Source organism: Sinomicrobium endophyticum (assembly GCF_052983315.1).
Window position 1 is genome coordinate 1 of the sequence record NZ_JBRKIS010000018.1, and the last position, 24,492, is coordinate 24,492.

18 protein-coding genes are annotated in these 24,492 nt (G+C 45.4%); 12 read left to right on the plus strand and 6 right to left on the minus strand.

Annotation, left to right across the window (positions count from 1 at the left end; translation table 11 throughout):
• The 3 genes from ACVBDU_RS04725 to ACVBDU_RS04735 form a co-directional block, all read right to left on the minus strand.
• Positions 1-266: transposase (locus ACVBDU_RS04725; protein ID WP_447178008.1), on the minus strand; the 266-nt coding region annotated here is incomplete at its 3' end.
• Positions 267-508: 242 nt separating this feature from the next.
• Positions 509-2,311: a cytochrome-c peroxidase gene (locus ACVBDU_RS04730; protein ID WP_447178614.1), complete on the minus strand. Its 1,803-nt coding sequence runs from the start codon at positions 2,309-2,311 to the stop codon at positions 509-511.
• Positions 2,312-2,404: 93 nt separating this feature from the next.
• On the minus strand, positions 2,405-3,946 hold the full coding sequence (locus ACVBDU_RS04735) for a hypothetical protein (RefSeq protein WP_447178615.1): 1,542 nt from the start codon (positions 3,944-3,946) through the stop codon (positions 2,405-2,407).
• Positions 3,947-4,421: 475 nt separating this feature from the next.
• On the opposite strand from ACVBDU_RS04735, the gene ACVBDU_RS04740 reads away from it, so the two are divergent.
• From ACVBDU_RS04740 to ACVBDU_RS04760, 5 genes are all read left to right on the plus strand, one after another.
• Positions 4,422-4,985 carry an RNA polymerase sigma-70 factor gene (locus ACVBDU_RS04740; RefSeq protein WP_447178616.1) on the plus strand — a complete coding sequence of 188 codons (564 nt, stop codon included), beginning with the start codon at positions 4,422-4,424 and terminating at the stop codon, positions 4,983-4,985.
• Positions 4,986-5,199: 214 nt separating this feature from the next.
• Positions 5,200-6,138 (plus strand): FecR family protein, encoded by a 939-nt coding sequence (locus ACVBDU_RS04745; protein WP_447178617.1) that lies wholly within the window; start codon positions 5,200-5,202, stop codon positions 6,136-6,138.
• Between the two features lie 144 nt (positions 6,139-6,282).
• Positions 6,283-9,567 (plus strand): SusC/RagA family TonB-linked outer membrane protein, encoded by a 3,285-nt coding sequence (locus ACVBDU_RS04750; protein ID WP_447178618.1) that lies wholly within the window; start codon positions 6,283-6,285, stop codon positions 9,565-9,567.
• Positions 9,568-9,588: 21 nt separating this feature from the next.
• Positions 9,589-11,316, plus strand: a complete 1,728-nt coding sequence (locus tag ACVBDU_RS04755; protein WP_447178619.1) for a RagB/SusD family nutrient uptake outer membrane protein — start codon at positions 9,589-9,591, stop codon at positions 11,314-11,316.
• A gap of 127 nt (positions 11,317-11,443) precedes the next feature.
• The gene (locus tag ACVBDU_RS04760) at positions 11,444-12,559 is read left to right on the plus strand and encodes an alkaline phosphatase (protein WP_447178620.1); all 1,116 of its coding nucleotides are present in this window, start codon (positions 11,444-11,446) and stop codon (positions 12,557-12,559) included.
• Positions 12,560-12,851: 292 nt separating this feature from the next.
• On the opposite strand, the gene ACVBDU_RS04765 is transcribed toward ACVBDU_RS04760, so the two are convergent.
• On the minus strand, positions 12,852-13,517 hold the full coding sequence (locus ACVBDU_RS04765) for a class I SAM-dependent methyltransferase (RefSeq protein ID WP_447178621.1): 666 nt from the start codon (positions 13,515-13,517) through the stop codon (positions 12,852-12,854).
• Positions 13,518-13,621: 104 nt separating this feature from the next.
• On the opposite strand from ACVBDU_RS04765, the gene ACVBDU_RS04770 reads away from it, so the two are divergent.
• From ACVBDU_RS04770 to ACVBDU_RS04800, 7 genes are all read left to right on the plus strand, one after another.
• Complete coding sequence (locus ACVBDU_RS04770; protein ID WP_447178622.1) at positions 13,622-14,608, plus strand: AraC family transcriptional regulator; 987 nt, start codon at positions 13,622-13,624, stop codon at positions 14,606-14,608.
• A gap of 340 nt (positions 14,609-14,948) precedes the next feature.
• Entirely contained in the window at positions 14,949-15,125 is a 177-nt protein-coding gene (locus ACVBDU_RS04775; protein WP_447174122.1) for a BF3379 family histone-like protein, read from the plus strand.
• A gap of 745 nt (positions 15,126-15,870) precedes the next feature.
• Positions 15,871-16,332, plus strand: a complete 462-nt coding sequence (locus tag ACVBDU_RS04780; RefSeq protein WP_447178623.1) for a (2Fe-2S)-binding protein — start codon at positions 15,871-15,873, stop codon at positions 16,330-16,332.
• Between the two features lie 16 nt (positions 16,333-16,348).
• Positions 16,349-18,517, plus strand: a complete 2,169-nt coding sequence (locus tag ACVBDU_RS04785) for a xanthine dehydrogenase family protein molybdopterin-binding subunit (protein WP_447178624.1) — start codon at positions 16,349-16,351, stop codon at positions 18,515-18,517.
• 143 nt (positions 18,518-18,660) lie between these two features.
• Positions 18,661-19,755: a Gfo/Idh/MocA family protein gene (locus ACVBDU_RS04790; protein WP_447178625.1), complete on the plus strand. Its 1,095-nt coding sequence runs from the start codon at positions 18,661-18,663 to the stop codon at positions 19,753-19,755.
• A 124-nt stretch (positions 19,756-19,879) separates the two neighbouring features.
• On the plus strand, positions 19,880-20,875 hold the full coding sequence (locus ACVBDU_RS04795) for an aldo/keto reductase (protein ID WP_447178626.1): 996 nt from the start codon (positions 19,880-19,882) through the stop codon (positions 20,873-20,875).
• Positions 20,876-21,069: 194 nt separating this feature from the next.
• Complete coding sequence (locus tag ACVBDU_RS04800) at positions 21,070-21,315, plus strand: hypothetical protein (RefSeq protein ID WP_447178627.1); 246 nt, start codon at positions 21,070-21,072, stop codon at positions 21,313-21,315.
• Positions 21,316-21,458: 143 nt separating this feature from the next.
• Here ACVBDU_RS04800 and ACVBDU_RS04805 read toward each other — a convergent pair whose 3' ends face one another.
• Both ACVBDU_RS04805 and ACVBDU_RS04810 read right to left on the minus strand, forming a co-directional pair.
• The gene (locus ACVBDU_RS04805; protein ID WP_447178628.1) at positions 21,459-22,868 is read right to left on the minus strand and encodes a glycoside hydrolase family 30 protein; all 1,410 of its coding nucleotides are present in this window, start codon (positions 22,866-22,868) and stop codon (positions 21,459-21,461) included.
• A 105-nt stretch (positions 22,869-22,973) separates the two neighbouring features.
• Complete coding sequence (locus tag ACVBDU_RS04810; RefSeq protein WP_447178629.1) at positions 22,974-24,485, minus strand: RagB/SusD family nutrient uptake outer membrane protein; 1,512 nt, start codon at positions 24,483-24,485, stop codon at positions 22,974-22,976.
• Positions 24,486-24,492 lie beyond the last annotated feature (7 nt).

Consider the following 24,492-nt stretch of genomic DNA (forward strand, 5'->3'; position numbering starts at 1 on the left):
TGCTTTTGACCCAAAGCCCGTTCCAGCTCCTTAATGCGCTCTGCCTGCTCTTTTTGCTTCTTTGATAAACTTTTACTTTCCACTATCATTCGTGTATTACTCACGTAAAGATCGGAATATTTACGTAACCATTTATATACCGCCGTGGTACTTACCTGATAAAGCTGGCTAACATCACGAACCCGGAGTTCTCCCTTTTCAATCTGCTTGACTAATTGCAATTTGAGGCCTAAATCAAACACTCTGTGTTCTTGTCCTTTTTTCATTATACATTAAGTTTAAGAAAAAAGGCAACCTATGTTAGGCTTAGTCAGTTCCAGGTTCCAGGTTCCAGGTTAGGCACTCATAGCGGAGGTGGCTGAGTGCCCAAGCGCAGCGAAGGGTGTATCGAAGCCACCGGATCGCTCAGCCACCTTTGCACCATTAAAGTTTGCTTTTGCCATACTAAAAAAACCAAAACAGAGGTGGCTGAGCGACGGCCTTCAGGCCGTTGTATCGAAGCCCCGGGCTAATAATCGTCTACTACCTTTTCTCCGGACAGGGTTTTCATAAAAGCGACAATAGCGTTTTGTTCGTCCGGGGTGAGGTCGAGATTATCAAAGGGCAGGGTCTGGTGGGGAAGGTCAAAACCGAGTCCGCCTCCTCCTCCCTGATTATAGAAGTCCATTACCTCTTCCAGAGTCTCGTAGACCCCGTTATGCATATAGGGCGCTGTTTCGGCTACGTTTCGTATGGAAGGTGTTTTAAACATGCCCCGATGCAGTGCTTCTTCATATTTCCAGTAAAATCCTTCATCGCCATCCAGCATTTTATTGTCGGCGGTCTCCGGTACGCCGATGACTTCTTTTTCTGTTTCTTTATAGAAAGGTGGCACTGTTCCGCCGATTAAAGGAATAAAATGACAAGTGGCACACAGGGCTTTTCCCATAAACAGGTTGAACCCCTCTTTCTCTGCCGCTGTAAAGTTATCCTCCTCTCCCCGGATATTCTTGTCGAACCTGGAGTTAAAATTATTGAGGGTGCTTATGTAAGAGGAAATCGCCCGGATAATATCGCGGTTATTTTTAGGGACATGGCCAAAAGCCTGCCGGAACTTATCACCATAGGTACTGTCTTTTAAAATATCGGTATTGAATTCGTGTACATGGGTGTTAAATTCGTTTTGGTCTGTAAATACCGAGGATATCTGTTCCAGAAGGTCTTCGGAGCGACCATCCCAGAAAAACGATCTCTGAAAGGCTACGTTCAGTAAGGTTGGTGTGTTTCTTTTTAACGGCCTTCCCCGGTTATCTTTATTGGATACCAGTCCATCGGCATACGCTTTTCCGGGTATATGACATGTGGCACAGGCCATAGTACCCCCGGAAGATAAGGCGGGTTCGAAAAACAGCATTTTCCCTAACGCTATTTGTTCTTTTGTGGGGTTCTTGTTGACATTGGGCGTAAAATACCCGAGGTCAAAGCTGTTATCCTCAAAAAAAGTGGGAGCATCAAAATTAAACGGGTAATTACCCGAAGGTTCCCAGACACCGGATTCTTTACGAATCTCTACCCATGCCCGGGTTACGGGGTTCATGTAGTCGCGAATAAATCCAAAACGATCAAAGGTTTCGAAGTCCGGATTTTGGGTGACAAAAGTTTCTGCCTGTTCGAGCCGTTGTATGAACTGTTTGTCCAAAGTATCGTTTTTTTCTATGATGAAATGGCGTATACTCCTGGTATATGTTTCTCTTAAGGTGTTGAGGGAGGTTTTTATTTCCGCGATGCTCAGGTAACTCACCGGGGTGTCAAATCCCGCAGTGGAAAAACTTATTATACGTAACAATTGTTGATGGGTCGCTATAAAAAAGCGCTGGGCATTCAACGCTCTTTTTTCCATTTCCTTTTGCAGCACGACCAGCATACCACGGGTGATGTCGGTTTCGTACAAAAACTCCTCGTCAGATACCCCGCCTTCGTAGATGCTCTCTTCCATTTTTTGTAATCCTACGGGAGGAAGTACTCTCTGGTTGTCATCTAAAAAAACAGGCAGGGCGGGGCCGTTTACCCTATGCCCCACTTCCGGATTCAGGTAAGCTGCATAGGGTTCGGCTTTTTTAAAGGCTATCCGTAGCTTTTTAAAAAATGTCTTGGTGTTTTTGCCGTTCACACCTTCATCACGGAGTGAATCGGTATAGCGAATGGCGTCGTTTATGGCTTCTGTATAGTATTGCTGTGTTTTGTCCCAATCCGGTAGTTGTTCTACTTTTTCGTGTTTGCAGGAAAAGCTTAACAATGTGAGGATACACAGGTAGAAAATGGTATTGCGCATTTGGCTTTATTTTGTAATCATACGGATACATAAGAGGGCATCTTCTATATTGAAGATACCCTCTAATTATAATTGATGGTTAAGAAAAGGGGCTTATCTAGGTAATCCTTTGAGTAAAACTATTTGTGATGCCTGGTTATCTTCACGCTCCGTATTGGTATGGCCATCCAGGTTCATAAAGTTGTCATTTTTCCAGTAGTGCGGTTGTACGGCAAGAAGGAAAGTCCCGTCTACCCCTACTTTATCGGAAACATCGATCAACGATCCGAATTCTCCACTTAGCCCGCTACTGTTATTTGGCGAAAGGTCCTGCCGAACCACCAGTTCGAGTACTTTGGAAATATTGGCCCCGTTGAGATCGGACTGGTAGATATATGCCGAATGTCCACGGGAGAAGGAATTGGGATCTTCCTGAAAGTAAATGAAATTTTCGGTAACACATATGTTATCCGGGCTTTGCAGTTCGGCCAGGTTACCATCCATATTATTGCTGTCGGTATTACCGCTGACGATCTGGGTAAGTTTCCCGGTAAGGGGCGTATCTTCGTCTAAAACCAGTTTGTAAACGGTTCCCCAATCGTTATAGGTACCACTCCCCGGGCCTCTCCCGGTAACGTTGAAATATACATTACGTGCATTGGCATCGGAACCTTTCTGGTAATCTACATCTTCTACACGCATAAACTGGGTGGCATTTACGGCCATACAGGCATTTTCCATTTCGCTGTTTGTCATGGAAGCCCCGTCTTCTATTTCTACAAATTCCACATCGTACGTCAAACCCCGGTCAAAGCTGGACTCATTATACGCCATGCCATCTTCTGCATTGGCAACTCCTCTTTCCCCATCGGAAACCTGTTTGGTTTTCAGTACGTATATCTTCCCGTTTTCCAGGTCATCATCACCGTTTTCGGAATAGTACACTATAACCTGTCCTTCGGAATCGCTGGAATCATCGTCACCTCCTATGATAACTGTTTTTCCGGGATAGGCGTTTTTAGGAAGGGGCACGGCATTTTCCCAGGCAAACTGCCCCAGGGCATCCAGCCCGAAATCGGCTGTAGGTGTGGGAGATTCTACCCAGGGGTCAATGCCTTTTACATGATAGTGGATACTTTCGGAAGCCGAAAGAAATAAATCTTTGGAACCGCCGTGAATAGCAGCTTCCCACATAGTACCGGAACATTGACGGGCATAATCGGCCACCCCGGAGTTCAGCAGGTAATCGCCGGAGACCGGGTTCAGGTATTCATCGAGAAATATCCGGGAAACGGCATAGCTGTCCTCGCAGTTCACCACATAGATATAACCGTCACCATCCTTTAAAAAGCCTGCCCCGTCCGCGGAACCCGCCAGTTGAAAGTCTTCCCCGATGACATCGGGTGTGCTGATGAGGGAATAGGCCTCAACAAAATTGAACTGGCCGGACATGGCAACCAATGGTTTGGTTTCCGATTTATTTTCGAACATGGTAGGTTGTTCGGTGAGGTCTTCACCATCTTTGCCATCTTCGCCGTTTATACCATCTTTACCATCTACGCCATCCAGGCCATCCTCTCCGTCGTCACAGCCAAGCCATATGAAAGCTGTAAGGAAAACCATTAAAAATGTGTGAATTAAGTGAAGTTTTCTCATAATGTAAGATTTCGGTTTTTAGTTTTTTAAGTTTTATCCAAAAATATCGGATTGCCGAAATGAGAAGGTTAATGCAGTATTACGATTCGCAGGGATAACTTAATTTTATGTTAAATATATCTGTATTGCGAATCCCTCATAGATATGGCGCTGTTCTGAATTTACAATATCATAATATACCTCTATTCAATTTTTATGTACTTTGCACCTAATGAAACTGTTTAATTTTTTGTATGCCGATCAAGGAAAAGCAGCCCTGTTATTGCCGCGAATTTTTTGAATATTATCCTTTAATCCCGGCAACCAGAAAAAGATATTATGGACCAACTTGTGCCCGAATCGTATGGTGAATGATTAACCCCATAGGTCAGACATCATAATTTCAAAACGAACAGATAACTACTTACTGCTTTATCATATCAAACCTCCTGGAAATTCAAAAAGAAAAAGTTGGAATAGGGTTTAAATCAGTTCAATGAAAGAGGATTATAGCGAAAAAGGTAGTATTGAGAAGTATGCCGGACAGGTCAGGAACTCGGACAGGAACGCATTTAACAATCTGTTTGCATTGTTATGGGAACCCATGTACATATATGCTGCTTCTATTGTTTCAGATAGCGCGGTTGCCGAAGACCTGGTACAGGAAGTCTGGATCGACTACTGGCAACGCAGGGAAGAGGTACAGATACGGAATATAAAACCCTACCTGTACAGGGCCATCCGGTATCGCTGCTATAACGTACTGAGAGATTCGAAATTTACAGCCATACAGATAGAAACGGCCAATACCATTACCACACCTGCCGAGACGGAACTGGAAGAGGACTTTACCGAACTCTCCAAACGGATACAGGTCATTATTTCGGAACTTCCGCAGCGGTGCCAGGAGATCTTTACGCTGAGCCGCATTCACCAGTTCAGCAATAAGGAAATAGCTAAAAAACTACAGATATCACAGCGCTCGGTAGAAAACCAGTTGTCCCTGGCCCTGGGCAAACTCCGAAGGGAACTCTCCATAGTGAAAGCATTCTTTTTTTAGCCCCCTCTCCCCTTTTCCCCGTCACATTACACTACAGAAAATGCCAGGCCTTCGCGCTACGATTTTGGCTGGCTCTTTTACCAAAAAGTTAACGAAAAACATCCGTAGATTAAGCTATTGTTAACACTGCATCCGGCCATGTGCGTGCCTGTGTGTTTTTGGTACTCTAAGGTGTAATGCAAGCACAATGACCGAAAACGAGATAAAAACATTAATGAAAAAATACCAGGACGGTACCATAAGCCACAAGGAAGAACTGCTCCTGGAAGAATTTGACAGCCGCCTTTTGTATAAAAGAGAAAAAGAGGTTTTTAACAGCCCGCAACACAAAAGACATACAGGGCAAAGGCTGCGAAACTCCATCAATGATTCCGTATCCCGCGGCGGTGCTTTCCGATGGGCTGCCTGGGGAAAAATAGCGGCTTCGATGATTATCCTATTCGGTCTCGGGCTTTCCATATACCTCAAATGGAATACCCCGGCGAAAACACCCCCCATAACTATCCTGGAAAAAAGTACGGACTGGGGACAAAAACTGAGCCTTACCCTTACCGATGGCACCGAAATACGACTCAACGCAGGCAGTACCATAAAATTTCCCGAAAAGTTTACCGGCGATACCCGCGAAGTGGAACTTACCGGTGAAGCCTTCTTTAACGTGGCCAGGAACCCGAAGAAACCTTTTATTATAAAATCTGATGCAATCCGCACCACCGTTCTCGGAACTTCCTTTAACATCCATACCTTTCCGGAGAACGAAGAAATAACGATTACCGTAGCTACCGGAAAAGTAAAAGTAGCCTCAGACAGTAGTGCAGTATTCCTGGGACCGGACGAACAGGGCGTGTTTGACAAAAAGTCTAACCGGATCTCCCGGAGAAAAACAGACATCAAAAACTTTATACAGTGGAAAGACGGTATTATCCACTTCAAGGACACCTCGCTGCTCCAGGTAACCAAAGTTCTTGAAGCCTGGTATGGCGTAACGTTTGTCTTTGCCGAAGAAAAGCTCAAAAACTGTCATCTCACCGCTATATATAACAATGAAATACTATCAGTAGTGCTGGAAAGTATACAATATACCAAAAAAGGCCTGCAATACGAATACCTCGAAGACAATAAAATCCTGATTAAGGGAAGATGTACCGATTAATAACCAATCTAACACAAAAACAAAGTTTATGATGTAGTTTTTCTATGACAAAAAAGCAGTCTGCAACACTTTGGCGAGCGATCACAGACTGCATACGATTTAATACTTACAAATATGAATAACCATTAAATATTATGTGAAATTATGAAATTGCTAACTTTAAAACAATTTATTCAATTGACATTCCATGCATTTTGCTTTCTGATTGCCGGGGCGTTACTAAACCCGGTACTTGCTTCCGATGCGGCAGGACAAAAACTGGAAAGCTATAAAGTAGACTTGTCCGTTAAGGATGCTACCGTGGTAGAAGTCCTTAAAGACATTGAGGCACAGACGGATTTTAAGTTTGTGTATGACCGAAAAATAGAGAGGCTGGGCAAAACTTATGATATTTCATACAAAGATGAATCGCTGCGTTCCATCCTGGAGTGGATTGCAAAAGATGCCAGTCTTGCTTTCAGAAGAATTAATCATACCATCTCTATTGATGTAAACCAGAAGAAGGTTACAGAAAGGGTTTTGGATATAGCCTTCCAAACCATAACAGGTATTATTACGGATGAAAACGGTGTTCCGCTGGCAGGGGCTACTATCATTGAAAAAGGTACTACAAATGGTGCGACTACGGATTTCGACGGAAATTTTTCCATAGACGTGGAAGATGATGCCTTTCTGCAAGTATCGTATTTGGGATACAAAACCCAGGAAATTTCGGTTAACGGACGTTCTGTGATCAACATCCAGTTAATTCCCGATGCCGCTCAATTAGATGATGTTGTGGTAGTGGGATATGGTACACAGAAAAAAACGGATATTACCGGTTCTATCGGGTCCGTAAAGCAGGAAGATTTCAACAAAGGTATCGTAACCAATCCCGGACAGCTTTTACAAGGTAAGGTTGCCGGTGTCAACGTTTCTACGGTTAGCGGCGAGCCCGGGGCTTCGCAGGATGTTATCATACGCGGTATAGGTAGTTTGCGTTCCGGGACAACGCCACTTTATGTGGTTGACGGTTTTGCGCTGGATAATACTTCTACCGGGGTACCTACCAATCCTTTAAACTTTATTAACCCTCACGACATTGAAAAAATAGACGTTCTGAAAGACGCATCTGCTGCTGCTATCTATGGTGCCAGGGCGGCCAACGGGGTTATTGTGATTACCACCAAAAAAGGAAAAGAAGGACGTGCCGAGATGAACCTTACCGTATCTACTGCCCTGTCCACACTGGCTAACAAGATAGATGTTTTCAGCGCCAGCGAATTCCGGGAGCAGGTTGCCCGGGTAGGCGGTAACCTCAGAGACGGAGGTGCAAATACGGATTGGCAGGACGAATTTACCAGGACAGCCATATCCAAAAACATCAATTTCTCCATGGGCGGCGGTACCGAAAAGTTCTCTTACTACGGATCTGCCGGGGTGAATGACCAGGAAGGTATTTTGAGAAACAGTGACCTGAGAACCTATTCCGGACGTTTGAACCTGTCGCAAAAAGCGCTGAACGATCGTTTTAAAGTAGAACTAAACTTGTCCGGAACCAGGACCGAAAACAAAAGACCGTTAACCACCACCATTATATCAGACATGCTGCGGTCTAACCCTACTTACCCGGCCTATACCAATGGCGAACCCACTCCCGTAATAAACGGAGATCAGTTCAATTCCCTCGTACGGGAACAGTTATACGGGGATTTTGCCAACAATAACCGTATCCTGGCCAATATTTCCCCTTCTGTAGAAATCGTCAAGGGATTGACCTATAAACTAAACCTCGGTGTGGATTATTCCAATACGGACAGGGAGCAGCAAAACAAACCCTACACGGCACGGGAAGACGAAATTGGTTCCCTCAATCTTACTTATACCAGTAACACCAACACCCTGGTGGAAAATTACCTTACCTACAAGCAGAACATAGGCCAGCACGATATGACATTTCTGGTAGGTCATACCTACCAGGAAACTCTCTATAAAGCCAGGGGATGGGAATATGAAAATTTTCCGGACAACGGTATTGATCCGAGATACCAGATCGAAGCTGCGGGTAATCCGGTGTCCCGATGGTCCGATGCCATTAAAAATGAGTTGCAATCTTTCTTTGGGAGGGTAAACTATGGCTTTGCAGACAAATATTTGCTCACGGTGACCATGCGTGCAGACGGGTCTTCCAAGTTCGGGGAAAACAACAAGTACGGTTATTTTCCTTCTGTTGCTGCCGGGTGGAATATCAGCCAGGAAAATTTTATGATCAATACCCCCTTCAGCAATCTGAAACTAAGGGCCAGCTGGGGACGTACGGGAAACCAGGAGATCCCTTCCAAGATCACCCAAGCCAGCTATACGGACAGCCGGGCGGATAACGACACCTACCCGCTCAGCGACAATGTAAACAGCCTGGATGCCTATCCCTTCGGTACCGTTTATACACGTCTTGCCAATCCCGATATTCAATGGGAGGTTTCTACACAAGCCAATGTCGGTATAGACTTCGGCCTGTTCAATAACCAATTGACAGGTACACTCGATTATTTCAATAAAGTATCCGAAAACGTATTGCTTGAAGTGGTTCCGTCCGACCCGATACAACCTACCAATACCTTCTGGACAAATATTCCGGACATGGAAATCAAAAATAACGGATTGGAGATTTCCCTGGATTACCGGAGCAACGGGAGCAACGGAGATTTCTCTTATAACATTGGCGGTAATGCTGCCTTTACCAAAAACAAAGTAGAGAACTCTCCCTACCAGGTACTTACTACCGGGGCCGCCCAGGGCGCCGGACAAACAGGGGCTACCATTAACGGGTATCTGAACGGAGAACCTATAGGAACTTTTTACATGAAAGAGTTTCTGGGTATCAACGAAGATGGGTTTAGCCAGTTTCGTGATGTCAACGGGGATGGCGAAATCCTCGACAATGACCGTATGATAGTGGGCAAAGCCCTGCCAGATGTAACCTACGCGTTCTACCTCAATTTCTTCTATAAGAAGTTTGACCTGAACCTCAATTTTAACGGTGCGGCAGGAAACCAGATTTATAACCACACCGCCATGTCCAATTTTACCAAGGGAAATCTGGCATTGTCTTTTAACACTACGGATAAAGCCATTGAATACGAGGAAGAAGTGCTAAATAATACCAACGAAGTATCTACACGATACCTGGAAAACGGGGATTATCTGCGCCTCAATAACGCTACCCTGGGATATAACCTGGACCCTAAACTTCTGGGGATGACAGATTATATAAAAAACATACGGTTCAGTATCACCGGTCAAAACCTGTTTGTACTCACCGATTATAGCGGATTCGACCCTGAAGTGAATACAGGAAATTCATCGGGGGGAATTCAAACTTTCGGAATTGACAGGTATACCTATCCGAAAGCAAGAACATTCCTGTTTGGCTTAAATGTATCCTTTTAATCACCTCTAAAAAGAATGAAAATGAAAAATAAACTTAGCATAGCATTACTGGCAATCAGTTCTTTAATGAGCCTTAGCTGTACCGATCTGGAAGAGCAGGTATTGGATGAATCCCTTACGGGTAGCGGACAATCTGAAGCTATCAGCGGTGCCATTGCTCCTGCCTACGGACTGCTTCCGCAAACCTTCCGGCATACCAGGTATTTTGGTTTACAACTAATCCCTTCGGATGAAGCCATTTTGCCGGCTCGTGGCGGAGACCAATGGTATGACGGTGGCCGGTTCCTGGAACTGCATACACATAGCATTACCGCAAGTAACGGCCTGGTTGGGGATGCCTGGAACTATATGACTACCAATATATCCAGAACCGTAACCGCTATTGAGGTATTGATCCCGCTGGCGGAAACAAATACGGAAGCACAGGCGGCCCTTTATGAGATGAAAGCATTGAGGGCATATTTAAATATGCTGATGCTGGACAGCTGGGGACTGGCATTTAAGAAAGAATCTTCGGAAGACATGTCCGAGATACTTCGGGGGCAGGAAGCCATAGACTATATTGAGAGCGAACTTTTGTCTGTGGTAGATGTAATAAACAAAGACAAGGGACCGGGTAGAATGACCCAGGCGGCAGTTTGGGGCTTTCTGGCTAAGTTGCACCTCAATGCGGCCGTTTATCGCGATCCATACGGCAACCCCAGTTTTTCTACGGAAGACATGGATAAGGTCATCGAATATACCGATAACATTATTAATTCCGGTAATTTTACCCTGTCTCCGGAGTACTTTGACCTGTTCAACGACGATAACCATGATAACCAGGAATTAATCTTTGCACTGGATCAGCGTGGTATATTGAGAAACGACCATAGCCGCTGGGCCTACTGGTCTTTGTCCGGTTCCTTATTTCCAAGACCGGAATATCCCGATGCAGACGGTACGGACGGTCCCGCCATTACGCCCGATTTCTACCAGAGCTGGGTAGACGCTTACGGTAGCACGGACCCGGCTGACGCCGATGCCAGGTTCTATCAAAAGAACGTAAATGTTCCTGCCGAATATGAGGACCTCGACGGTTTTACACCACAAAATGACGAAGATCGGTATATCTGTGTATCCGCCGAAAATTTCGAGATTGACAGGGGGATTATGAGAGGTACACCGTGGGCGCCGAGAAAAGACCCTGACGGTAATTTTTATACCTGCAATGGCGGGTACAGAATTTATGCCGTAGGCGAAAGAAGGGAAGCTGGTATGGAATACTATGTAAACCACTCCTTAGATGTCGATTTTACTGCCAATAACGGGTATGCCAGCGGTTACCGCGTTTCCAAATACCAGTTTAGCCATACCTCCCCCAACGGGAATAATTACAGTAGTGTAGATCTTGTACTGTTGCGTTATGCCGAAATTTACTTGATGCGTGCCGAGGCCAGGTTGAGAAAAGGAGATAATGCCGGTGCTTTGTCCGACGTTAATTTCGTAAGAACATCCAGAACCGCCCGCGCTCCCATTCCCGCGGCACTCACTTCCATCGATCCGGATATCCTTTATCGGGAACGCGGCTTTGAATTGTACTGGGAAATGTCCAGGCGTACCGATATGATCCGTTTCGGGCATTATGAGGATACCTGGACAGAAAAAACCGATGCCGATGTAAGGCACAGGTTATTCCCTATACCGCAATCAGCTATAGACGGCTCATCCAATACCCCGGGATACCTGGTCCAGAATCCAGGGTACTAACAGATTAAGCTACTTATAAGCGGACTACCCCATTATATAAACAAGTACGGCAAGAGAAGGTTTTTCTTGCCGTACGCATTTTAAATTTTTGATAAATACCAGAGATATGAGATTTTTGTTCAAACCGATGCTAATAACAACCCTCTTCACCATTGCCATAGGATGTACTACGGAAAAAGGCAGGGAAAATGTTTCGGATACTTCCGCCATTGTTCCGGAAGAACCGCTAAGCATTATTTTAATGATTGGTGATGGTATGGGACTTTCGCAGGTATCCTCTGCATTCTATTTTATGGATACTATATCCAATTTTGAAAGATTTCCCATTATAGGGCTGAGCAAAACTTCTTCCACCAGTCACCGGATCACCGATTCTGCCGCCGGAGCCACTGCCTTTTCCATAGGAGAAAAAACATATAAAAAAGCCATCGGCGTATCTAAGGATACCATTGCCATGCCTACTATTCTTGAAGACCTGAAAACCGAAGGCTATAACACCGGACTCATAAGCCTTACCTCCATAACTCATGCCACCCCGGCAGCTTTTTACGCCCACGTGGAAAACCGGGACATGCACGAAGCTATTGCTATGGAAATGATGAAGGAAAATGTAGATTTCTTTGCCGGGGCCGGGTTGAAGTATTTTACAAAAAGGGAAGACGGCAGAAATTTATACGCCGAACTTCAGGCAAAAGATTATCATATGGACTCTGTAAATATGACTACGGTAGACCCGTCCAGGAGAAACGGTTTTTTGCTCGCCCCCGAAGGCATGCCTTCCAAAGTACAGGGCAGGGGTGATTTTTTGCCTGAGGCCACAACCAAAGCCCTCAAATATTTCGAAACCGCCGGTAAACCTTTTTTCCTTATGGTTGAAGGTTCTTATATAGACTGGGGCGGGCATGCCAAAGACCCTGAAATGATGGTGCAGGAAGTGCTTGATTTTGATAAAACCCTGGGCGTAGCCCTCGATTATATAGAAGAGCACCCGAATACCCTTTTGGTGGTTACCGCAGACCATGAAACCGGCGGGACCGCAATTGGTAAATTTTACGATACCGATCCGAAAACCGGAAAACCGGTAGAAAACCCGCAAAAAGTAGCCGTATATTTTATCACCGATCAGCATACCGGTACCCATGTGCCTGTATTTGCCACGGGAAAAGGAAAAGAATTATTTTCCGGTATCTACGAAAACAACGAGATTTATCACAAAATGCGGCAAGCGCTTAATATGGAATAACAAAGATCTTATATCGTAATCTCACCTGGAAAACCTGCTGTACAGCAGGTTTTTCTTTTTCACCATGAGTTTCTATGTTAACGTGAATTTCTATGTTAAAAACCAAAGATATTCATAACTAATGGATTTTCGGGAGACAATATACGTTGTAAATCCCGTTTTCATTAGACAGGAAGACCGATTCGGCAAAAATCCTCTCTTCCCGTATACCTTCCGGCAATTTTACCCTCATAATCTTGATAGTTTTAGTTGTTTCCGGATTTGCAAAACGAAATTTGTCCCGGGAGAAGGGTCATAAGGCCGATTTTTGGACCTTTATGATCCAGTATTTTCTCTTGTGTTCGGTTCCGGCATTATTTTGTACCTGTTCTTCAAAAGCGCAGGAAGTAATAACGGAAAAGCCATGAGCGCAAAACAGCCGTTCTACTTCCGTAATACCATAAAGTGTAAAACGTCCGTCTACAAACGGAAGAGCCTCCATAGATGCACGGTCTACCCAGGCACAGTAAAAACTTCTGCCCGGAGCCAGTACCCGGTGTACCTCACGCAATTGTATTTCCGGATGTTCCCAGAAATAAATGGTGTTTACGGTAAAAGCGATGTCAAAAAAAGCATTATCGTATGGTAATTGTACGCCGTCCGTTTGCCGGAAGACGGCCATTTCGTCGCGCACATGGCTTATATTGTTTGCCCGGGCCCGGTCTACCATCAGGTTTGAGGTATCTACGCCGTAATAAGTTACCATAGGCTCCTTTTTATACAAGGTTTCCAGGTGCCTTCCGTTACCGAACCCTATTTCCAGGATACGGTCGCAGGGCAGAATATCCATAGAATCTATTGTTTTACGGATCATGTTTCCGTTAGTACGAAACATACGGTCCCCTATCGTTATTCCCGTTTCGCCATTTGGACATTGTAACTGGGCCGCCAGTTCGTTGAAATCATTTCTTTCTGACATAACAATTTAGATTTATTCTAAATAACTATCTTTGTACAAAATTGCGACATTTCAAAGTACCTCATTTACAATTACGGGAGCATTTTTTATAAAAAAGGGAGCATATGAGATTCAGTCTTCGAACATCGGATTTACGGGAGCTTATCTACGAAATAGACCTGCCACCCGACTATCGTGTACCGTCGGGGATCGATGAAAGGGAATTCCGTTTTGATATGGCTTTCGGAAAAGAGCACTACAAGGAATTGTGGTTTGAAGGTATACATATTACCTATGGAGTTGCGGATGTGTACCAAAACCTGAAATTCAAAGCCGACTGTGACAGTTCGGTCATTGAAATGCACTTCTCCATTTCCGGGGACACAAGTGCCGGGAGCACAGGTAATCCCTGTCTTTTTACTACTTTCAGGTCCGGGGAACAGAACCTTTTTTACACTCCTTATTTTGATGGTTATTTTTATCACTCCCGGCAGGACCTTCCCGGCAGAATGCTGGAAATACACCTTTCCGAAAAATTCTTTAAAAGGGTGGCCCGGGGACATTCGGAACTATTAGATCGTTTTCTGGCCAGTATTGAAAAAGAGGAAACTTCTTTTCTGGACAATCATAACCGTAAGATCACTCCGGAAATGCAAATCGTCCTCAACCAGATCATTAACTGCGACAAACAGGGAATGCTGAAACGGTTCTATATCGAGGCCAAAGTACTGGAATTACTCATGCTGCAATTGGAATCCTATCATACGGAAACACCCGGTTTTGAAGTATTGCAGCGAGAAGATATCGAAAAACTACATTACGTTAAGGATTTGCTGGAAGGAAATTTTGAAGCTAATTTCTCCCTGGAAACACTGGCCCGGAGTTCGGGTATGAACGAGTTCAAGCTCAAAAAAGGATTTAAATCTCTTTTCGGGACCACCGTATTCCGGCATCTTAGGGACATACGCCTTAATGCCGCAAAAGAACAGCTTTTAAGCGGTGAAAAAAGTATACAGGAAATTGCGGATTATTGCGGGTACCAGACCCCGCAATACTTTACCACTGCCTTTAAAAAGAAATATGGCATCTCTCCCGGAAAATTGAAAAATTAATTCCTAGGCAACATCTTAATCTTCCCCGGAAGGCTATAAGTTCCCGGCAGACGGAAAATATGTTTTGTCCCGGATACACAGATCATTTTAATATATCGGTGTATCTGTAGCTAAAATATATAGAAACTGCTACCGATAGGAGTCATCGGGAGCAATGAATCCCGATATCATGGGGAGACGAAAAAGGCTGCAACTCGTCCTTCGATTTCACCGGATTCCTGCAAATGAACGAAAAAATGGTACTATCCGTCCTAAATTCAGCAAATACGCATGCTTTCTATGCCGCACATGTATTTAAAATTATTTATTTTCGCCGCTCATTGTTTAAATCAAAATTCAAATGAAAGAGTTATTAGAAAAAATTCAATCCGAAATTGAGACATTCAACACGGAAGCTCAAACACAAGTTGAAAAAGGAAACAAAGCTGCCGGAACAAGGGCTCGTAAAGCCGCTCTGGAAATCAGCAAGCTTATGAAAGATTTCCGTAAAGTATCTTTGGAAGAATCTAAAAAGTAAATCTTTTTGAAACAAGGACTCCGAAAAATCCAAAAATGAGTCCGGGAGTCCTTACTTTCAACAGATCAAAAAATAATTCCGGGCCTTGCTAGAAGGTCCGGAATTTTTTTGCCCTGTTTCTTTCTATACAGGGAAGTGAAAAGCCGAACCCGTTGAAACTTTTTCCTATTGGCTGAGAGAGTGTCTAAATCTCCGGGCTGGTAGTCGGCACCGTGAAGATAATCACTCGTTCCTGCTTTGTTCATACTTCGCATAACAGGCACTTTTTTCCATAATCTTCTCCCGGTTTCCTTTGGGTTTCCTTCGGGTTTTGTTCGGAAAAACATCCTTTTTTCCGAAGGAAACCCGAAGAAGACCCGAACAACACCCGAAGGAAGTCCGTATCCGTGCGGTCAAAACCGGTCAAAAACGGCCAAAAGCGGACAAAAGCGGACACGCACATATAACCCGTCCCTGAACCTTTATATCTTGCCGATTATTAATCACAGAAATTTCTTACATACTGATTATTCCGAAAACAATCCCTGGCAAACCTGCACACCCCAAAAAAAGAACTAAACACAGTTACCGGCCTTCTTTACTTCTATGCGAAAAACGCAAAAATCATTGTCTTCTGAATATCAAAATGCCGGGCCCGGTGTTAAAATTGTTAAACAACTCTTAACATACCGGGGACAAAATCAAAATATCCCTATCTTATTGGAGCAATTAAAAAACACACTGACTTATTTAAACTAACTTTATTATGCCAACTTTTAAAATTACTGTAAATGGTAAGCCCCATACGGTAAATGTCGAAAGTGACACTCCGCTGTTATGGGTCTTACGGGACGAACTGCAACTGGTAGGTACCAAGTTTGGTTGCGGTATAGGACAATGCGGCGCCTGTACCGTTCACCTCGACGGAGATGCCACAAGAAGCTGCCTGCTCACGGTAGCCCAGGTCGAAGATCGTAAAATCACTACTATCGAAGGTCTTTCGGAAGACAATTCCCACCCGGTACAACAGGCCTGGAAAGAAATGGATGTACCGCAATGCGGATATTGTCAGGCCGGACAAATTATGACAGCCTCTGCTTTTTTAAGCGATAATCCCAACCCGTCGGGCAAAGATATCCGGGGGGCCATGCAGGGAAATATTTGCCGTTGTGCTGCTTATGTCCGTATCGAAAAGGCAGTAGCCCTCGCTGCCGAAAAAATGAGTTAACCCCAAAACTATTTTAATGATGACAGAAACAATGACCAAAACCACGTTCAGCAGACGATCTTTTATGCGGACGACTGCACTGGCCGGCGGTGGCATTCTCATAGGGGTTAATTTCCTGAACTCCTGCAAACCGGAAACCAAAATGCCACAGGATATTTCGGAACTGAACTTTAGCGACTTCAATGCGTATATAAAAATAGCCGATAACGGAAAAGTGACCATCTTCTCCCCCAACCCGGAAATAGGCCAGGGCGTAAAAACCGCTATGCCTATGATCGTGGCGGAAGAACTGGATGTTCCCTGGAAAGATGTATATGTAGAACAGGCCCCGCTGGATACCAAAAACTTTACCCGGCAGGTTGCCGGGGGAAGCCAGTCCATACGGCACGGATGGGATATTCTCCGGCAAACCGGGGCCAATGCCAGGCAAATGCTCATCTATGCCGCAGCCGGGCAATGGAATGTATCTCCCGGCGAATGTAATGCTTCGGACGGGATCATTACCAATACCAACGGTGACAAGCTGGGTTACGGCGATGTGGTAAAAGCAGCAGCTACCCTGGAAATAGAAGGAAACGCACCGCTTAAAAAACCTTCGGAATACAAAATCATAGGACACGATGCCGTGAATGTGGATATCGATAAGATAATCAGCGGCAAACCGTTGTTCGGACTGGACTACCGGCAGGAAGGTATGCACTATGCCTGTGTTATGCGCCCACCGGCATTTGGCCGTAAACTGGTGTCCTTTGACGACTCGGAGGCCAAAAAAGTGAGTGGTGTTACCGATGTAATCCGGATCGATGATAAAATTGCCGTTGTAGCTACCAATACCTGGGCCGCTAAAAAAGGAAAAGAAAAACTACAGGCTGAGTGGGACAGTGAGAAACTGGAAAGCACCGAAGATCACGATCGCATTTTACTGGGGCTCCTGGACGGAAATGATTTTGAAACCCTTCGTTCTGACGGAGACATAAAAAAAGCCTTTGCAGAGGCAGACCAGGTTATCGAACGCACCTACGAATCGCCCTTCCTGCCACATTCCTGTATGGAACCCATGAACTTTTTTGCCCACGTTACGGACGATAAAGTGGAATTGACGGGGCCCATACAAACCCCGGCCGGAAGTCAGAAGGCCGTAGCGGAAGAGCTGGGCGTAGACATAGAAAAGGTAAACGTAAATATGACCCGTATGGGCGGGGGCTTTGGCAGGAGATTGATAGGAGACTTTGTTATGGAAGCTGCCAAGGTCTCCGATGCCATCCGCAAACCGGTACAAGTGTTTTACACCCGTGAGGACGATATGACCTGCGGACAGTACCGTCCGGCCATCAAATACAGGATCGCGGCATCGGTAAAAGACGGGAAGATCACCGGGTACCATCTTAAGGAAGCTGCGATCAATAACAATATGTACGGCCTGATCCCTAATTTCTTCCCGGCAGGGGCCATTGAAAATTACCAGGTAGATGTGGCCAACTATAAAAGCCGTATTACCACGGCGCCATGGCGGGCGCCATATACCAATTTCCTGGCTTTTGCCGAGCAGAGTTTCCTGGATGAACTGTTTGAGACCATCGGTGCCGACCCTATTCAGATCCGGCTAGACCTGCTGGAAAAAGTAAAAGGCTCAACTGACGAAAGGATACAATACTCCCCGGAACGTATGCAGGAGGTTATTCGTACCGCGGTTGCAAAATCCGGATGGGGTAAACCTGTCGCTGCGGGTATATACCAGGGTTTTTCCGCTTACTATTGTCACAACAGCCATGTAGCGGAAGTTGTGGACATTACTATGGACGAACGTTCAGGAATGCCTTTGGTTAAAAAAGTGACCTGTGTGGTAGATTGCGGCATTGTAGTCAACCCCACCGGTGCCAGGAACCAGGTGGAAGGTGGTATTATAGACGGCATAGGACATGCCATGTACGGCGACCTTTCCTTTAATAATGGCATGCCGCAGGTAAATAATTTCCAGAAATACCGGCTTATCCGGATACAGGAAGCTCCTGAAGTGGAAGTACATTTTATAGAGAACGGACTTTCTCCTACAGGACTGGGAGAGCCCGCCCTGCCACCCGCAGGCGGGGCCCTGGCCAATGCCATTAAAAAAGCAACCGGAAAACGACTTCTGGCACAACCTTTTACCAAATATCTCGGAACTTCTGACAAAGTCATCGGGTAAGTTGTAAATATGATATCATAAAATTTCAGAAGGGGCGACAAACAAAGTCGTTCCCTTTCTGTTTTTAAAACCGAAATAATACGACCGCTGTTTTTCCTTCAACCGTAAGGAACGGAACGATATTATTCCCAAAAACACATTTAATGAAACGACAATTAAAGCCGGCAGCCACGTGGTACCTTTTGTTTTTTGCCCTCTCCATTCAGTATGTGGCTGGACAGGACAAACTTCTGAACGTAGCGGTAGCCGGAATGACCCACGACCACATTCATGTTCTCTTAAATCAATACAGGCAGCACCGGGTAAATATTACGGGCATTGCCGAACCGGATAAGGCGCTTATAAAACGGCTGCAAAAAAATTACGATCTGCCGGACACGCTCTTTTACGATACCGTGAAGGAAATGCTGGAAAAAACACGCCCGGATGCAGTGCTCGCTTACAATCCTATTTCCGAACATATAGCTATAGCAGAAATATGTTTGCCAAAGAAAATTCCGCTCATGGTAGAAAAGCCTCTTGCCGTAAACAACAAACAGGCCAGGCGGATTGCCCTTCTTTCCAAGGAAAATAACACTCCCGTATTTACCAATTACGAAACGACCTGGTACGGCAGCAATCAGATGCTGAAACAACAGGCACAACGCGAAGGTTTCGGCCCTGTAAAAAGAATGATCGCCAAAGACGGGCACCAGGGGCCAAAAGAGATCGGATGCAGCCAGGACTTCCTGGACTGGCTTACCGACCCGGAAAAGAACGGCGCCGGGGCGCTGATGGATTTCGGATGCTATGGCGCCAACCTGATGACCTGGCTGATGAACGGGGAAAAACCTGTTGCCGTAACCGCAATAACCCGACAAATAAAACCGGATATCTATCCTGATGTCGATGACGATGCTACTATACTGATAGAATACGAAAACGGGGCTACCGGTATTATCCAGGCTTCCTGGAACTGGTCTTACGGTATAAAAGACCTGCAAGTCTACGGCAAAAGTTCATCCCTGCATGCCGTGGACGGGAATACCCTTATTGCGGGGGAAGGCGTTCGGAAAACAAAAAGCATCCCGCTATCCGAAGATTATTTCAAAGACCAGGTAGCGTACCTGGAAGCGGCTTTGTCCGGAAAGATCACTACCAAAAACGATCTTTCTTCCCTGGAAAACAACCTTATTGTAGTGGAAATCCTGGAGGCAGCCAGGCAATCTGCACTCCGTGGGAAGCGTATTGCCTTGTAAAAAATTCGTTTTACTTTAGCAATCCAGGTAACAGGAACACCCAACCACATAACCTTAACGCTCTTGAGGAGCAACAAATTTTGAATAACTTGACTTCTAAATATCTTAACATAAAAAAACAGCTATGAAGTACAGAAAATTAGGAAATACCGATCTCCGTGTATCCGTTGTTACCTTTGGCGCCTGGGCCGCCGGGGGATGGATGTGGGGCGGTACCGAACGCAAGGATGCGGTACGTGCCATACAGGCATCATATGAATTGGGAGTAACTTCCATAGACACCGCTCCCATTTACGGCCAGGGCACCAGCGAAGAAATCGTCGGGGAAGCCATCAAGGATATTCCCAGGGATAAAGTTCAGATACTCAACAAATACGGTATGCGCTGGGACCTGGTAAAAGGGGATTTCGGTTTTAGCAGCAGGGACAATGCGGGCCGGGATATTGATATCTATAAATATGCCGGAAAAGAAAGCATTATTAAAGAATGTGAAGACAGCCTGAAAAGACTGGGCACGGATTATATAGACCTTTACCAGATACACTGGCCGGACTCCACTACGCCCATCCAGGAGACCATGGAGGCGGTTGCAAAACTCATAGAACAGGGAAAAGTACGCTATGCCGGGGTATGCAATTACAGTGCGGAACAAATGGCTGAAGCGGAAAAGTACGTGTCCCTGGCTTCCAACCAGGTTCCATACAGTATGGTACAAAGAGATATAGAGACAGATGTGGTTCCATATTGCCTGGAACATCAAAAAGGTATACTGGCCTACAGCCCCATGCAACGCGGTTTGCTAACCGGAAAAATAAAACCGGGACACCAGTTTGCCGAAGGCGACCACCGGGCTTCCAATCATTATTTCAAGGATGAGAACCTGAAACGAACCAATGCCTTCCTGGAAAGCATAAAACCGATAGCAGATGCCAAAGGCCTGACACTGGGACAGCTTACCATTCTCTGGACCCTGGAACAACCGGCAATTACCATTGCCCTGGTAGGTGCCAGAAATGAGGCCCAGGCGGTACAAAATGCCATGGCCACGGAAAAAACACTTTCCGAAAGTGAGGTCAAAGAGATTACGGACAAACTGAACCAGTTGAAACTGGACCTTTAGATCTTTCTTCCGGAAATAAAATATCCCCGAAAAGCGTTCACCGAATGTCTTGTCGGGGATATTTTTATTTTTATTCTTCGGTAAAAACAACCGGATTTTGTTCCGGATTCACTGTCATTTATTTAAACCCACAAAGAAAAGCATTTGTGTAATCATAAGAAAAGTAGTATATTTTATCTCTAAATCAAATTGTTATGGATGATGAGAAGAAATTAGAGCAAATGCGGAAAATTCTTTCCAAGCTGGAAGACATAAAGAATACCCAGGAAAGTAGTATTGACAAAATAAACCACGTTATCACGGACCTGTTCCAATTTCCCGACAGTAAACTGGAAAAAGTTATGGAAGAGGCACATCAAAGGGCATCGGACAACGTGGATATGGTTCGTGAGGCTATTGACGAATACCAGATGCGGGTCAATAAGCTGTCGTTAGAATAATTCCCTGGTCATTACCTTACATAACCGGATGAAATGAGGTAAATCCTCATTCATCCCTGTATCCCCTTCGGATATCCCTGCTGTTTTCAATACTTTTCGGGGAGAGAGTCCTGTACCCCAACCGGGGTTGTCCGGCTCTTATCCTATGGTAAACTTATCATCAACGTACCGATAGCTCCGGCCCCAAGCTTTACAGGAATTGAACGGTTTTCCAGTTTCACCGCAATTTTTTGTTCTTCTTTACCGGTATTCTGTAGTATGCAAACATATTTTCCCTCCGGGGTTTTAAACGCCACATTGGCAATATCTCCCTGAATATCTGAATCTACTCTTACCGAACCGGGCGGCACGAACCTGGAGGCCTGCGCTATAATATAATAGGCGGGTTCACGGGTTACCTGATCGCCTGTAATGGTCACTGCTCCCAGGCAACGGTCACAACCACCCCTGTCGGTATGCGGGTCCTGGTTTTCATCGGCGGCAAGGTTCCACTCCAATACGGTTTTGCACCAATTCCTCGTGGCCCCGATAATAAGGTTTTCGGTATGCCATGCCATTTCTTTGGCAAAATCTCCGGGTGCTCCTACCCACTGCTCGGTAAAATAGAGGTTTTTGTCCGGGTGTGCTTTGTGAACCCGTGAAAGTGCACTTATCTCACCTCCATACAGGTGAAAAGCAGATCCGTCCACATATTTTGCAGCCTCCGGATCATCGAGGATGGATATGGGGTAATCCGGCCTGTCCGCATTGTGATCGTAAATAATGATTTTCGTATCTATTCCGGCGCTCTCAAAGGCAGGTCCCAGGTGATCCTTTATAAATTCTCCCTGTTGTTCGGGAAGCATCAATAAACTGGGATTATTTCCCGGATGCAGCGGTTCATTCTGAACGGTTATGGCATCAATAGGGATGCCTTGTTCCCGCATGCCTTCTATATATTTTACAAAATATCGGGCATAACTGTCGTAATATCCCGGTAAAAGGCTTCCTCCACGGGTGTCGTTATTATCTTTCATCCATTTCGGGGGAGACCACGGCGATCCCATGATTTTTATTTCCGGAGCGATTTGCAGTATTTCCTTCAATACGGGGATAAGGTGTAATGTATCATATGCCATAGAAAAGTTATCCAGTTCCTCGTCCGTTTCCCCTTCGGCAGTATCGTTATAAGACCAGAGGCGTTCGTCCAGGTCAGAAGCTCCTATGCTGACGCGGAGGTAACTTACTCCTATGCCATCTTTACCGGTGCCGAATAATTCCCGTAAAAGCTCTTTTCTTGCAGCTGCCGACATATTGTGAATGTGCAGGGCACTTCCCCCGGTAAGTGTGTACCCGAACCCATCCATAGTTTGATAGGTTTTAGCGGGATTAATGGTAATAACAACATCCGGAGAACTATCTTGGGAGGTATCTACCCCGGTTTGTTCCAGTAGCGATCTTTTATCTGTCGTGGTAAGCCATAATTCCGCTTCGTAATCCGCTTTTTTTTCGGGAGTACAGGCCAGAAACAGCATGAAAACCATTAAACGGTAAGCGTGATGAAGGTTGCGCATTTTGTATGTATATTTTATCCATTTAAAAAATTACAGGCGGAAAACCGGGATAAATGATTTTCCGGGTTTCCAGCCTGATGCATGTTTAGGTCAATTCAAATATATCTAATAACCGGAGTTTTGCACTATAAGTGTATTTTCCAGTTCCTGTAACGGTATGGGCAACACTTCGTTCTTTCCGGCGGTAAAACCTCTTCCGGTCAGTACGGAGGGCGCTCTTCCGGTACGTACCAGGTCAAACCAGCGATGCCCTTCTCCGGCAAGTTCGAGTCGTCTTTCCTGCATAACAGCTTCCATGGAAACAGGTACCGGTGCAAGCCCTACCCTGGCCCTTACGGCATCGAGTAAAGCCTGTGCCCTCGCACCGGTACCTCCAAGTGCTTCCGCTTCCATGAGATAGGTATCCGCCAGACGGATCGCATATACGTTCTGTCTGTAGTTCAATTCCGTATTTCCGCCCCCGGTAGAAGCGTCGGAATTAAGTGGCATGAATTTTTTCAGAAAATATCCCGTATCCTGGTAACTGGAAACGTAATCGACCTCGCCAGCTTGTTTCAGCGCTCCTATTTCTGCTATCGTAGCGTCAAATCTCGGGTCCCCGGAAAGTGCATCGTATAAGCTCTGCGTAACAATATTGAACCCCCAGCCTGAAATATAATCGGGTGCGGAAGAACCGGCGGACCGACTAAAACTTCTCGGACTTACCATTATATTTATGGAGTTTCCTTCGTCTGATCCGGAACCCCAGTTTCCCCATCCCGCATTACTTTTGTCCGTATGAGAGGATTCGAGTATGGACTCCGTATTGAACTTGTTTTCTATATTCCATAGATCTGCGTAATTGTCCAGGAGTTTATACCCGTAGTCGCTGGTCCCTCCCGGGGTGCCATTCACTTTTGCCAGTGTTTCCGCTGCTTCTGTGTTCTTGTCCTGGTACAGGTAGACCTTACCTAATATAGCCAAAGCCGTTCCTTGCGAGAACCGACCGGCTTCGTTATCCAAATCTGTTATTTTGAGAGGAAGACCGGAAATGGCTTCGGTAAGATCAGCCTCAATCTGTGCATAGACGTCCTCTGGCGAAGACTGGGGAATATTAAAGGTTTCGCTGGCGTCTACACGTTCCGTAATAAGCGGGATATTGCCGAACAGGCGGACAAGATCAAAGTAGTAGTAGGCGCGAAGCGCTTTGGTTTCCGCGATAAATCTTTTCTTTACGTCTTCATCCATGGGTACTTCGGGAAGTTTCTCCAGAAGCACGTTGGCCCGGAATATTCCCTGATAAAAATTACTCCAGAAACTAACGGGAATGGTAGAGGCATCGATGGAATAATTGGAAAAGGACTGTATGCCGATACCATCGGTAGAACTTCCACCTCCGGCATAATGATCGTCCGATCCCGCATTTATCATCGTTACCATATTTTCAAATCCCCGGGCCTGTTTGCCCACGATGTCGTATACAGCTACCAGCCCGGAAAAGGCCTGCTCTTCATTGGCGTAATATGTTTCTTCCAGGGCTGTTCCCTTGGGGTCCACTTCCAGAAAATCCTTGCTACAGGACATTGTAAACAGCAGCAGGATGAGAATGGCCATTGTGTATTTTATCGTATATTTCATGATCCTG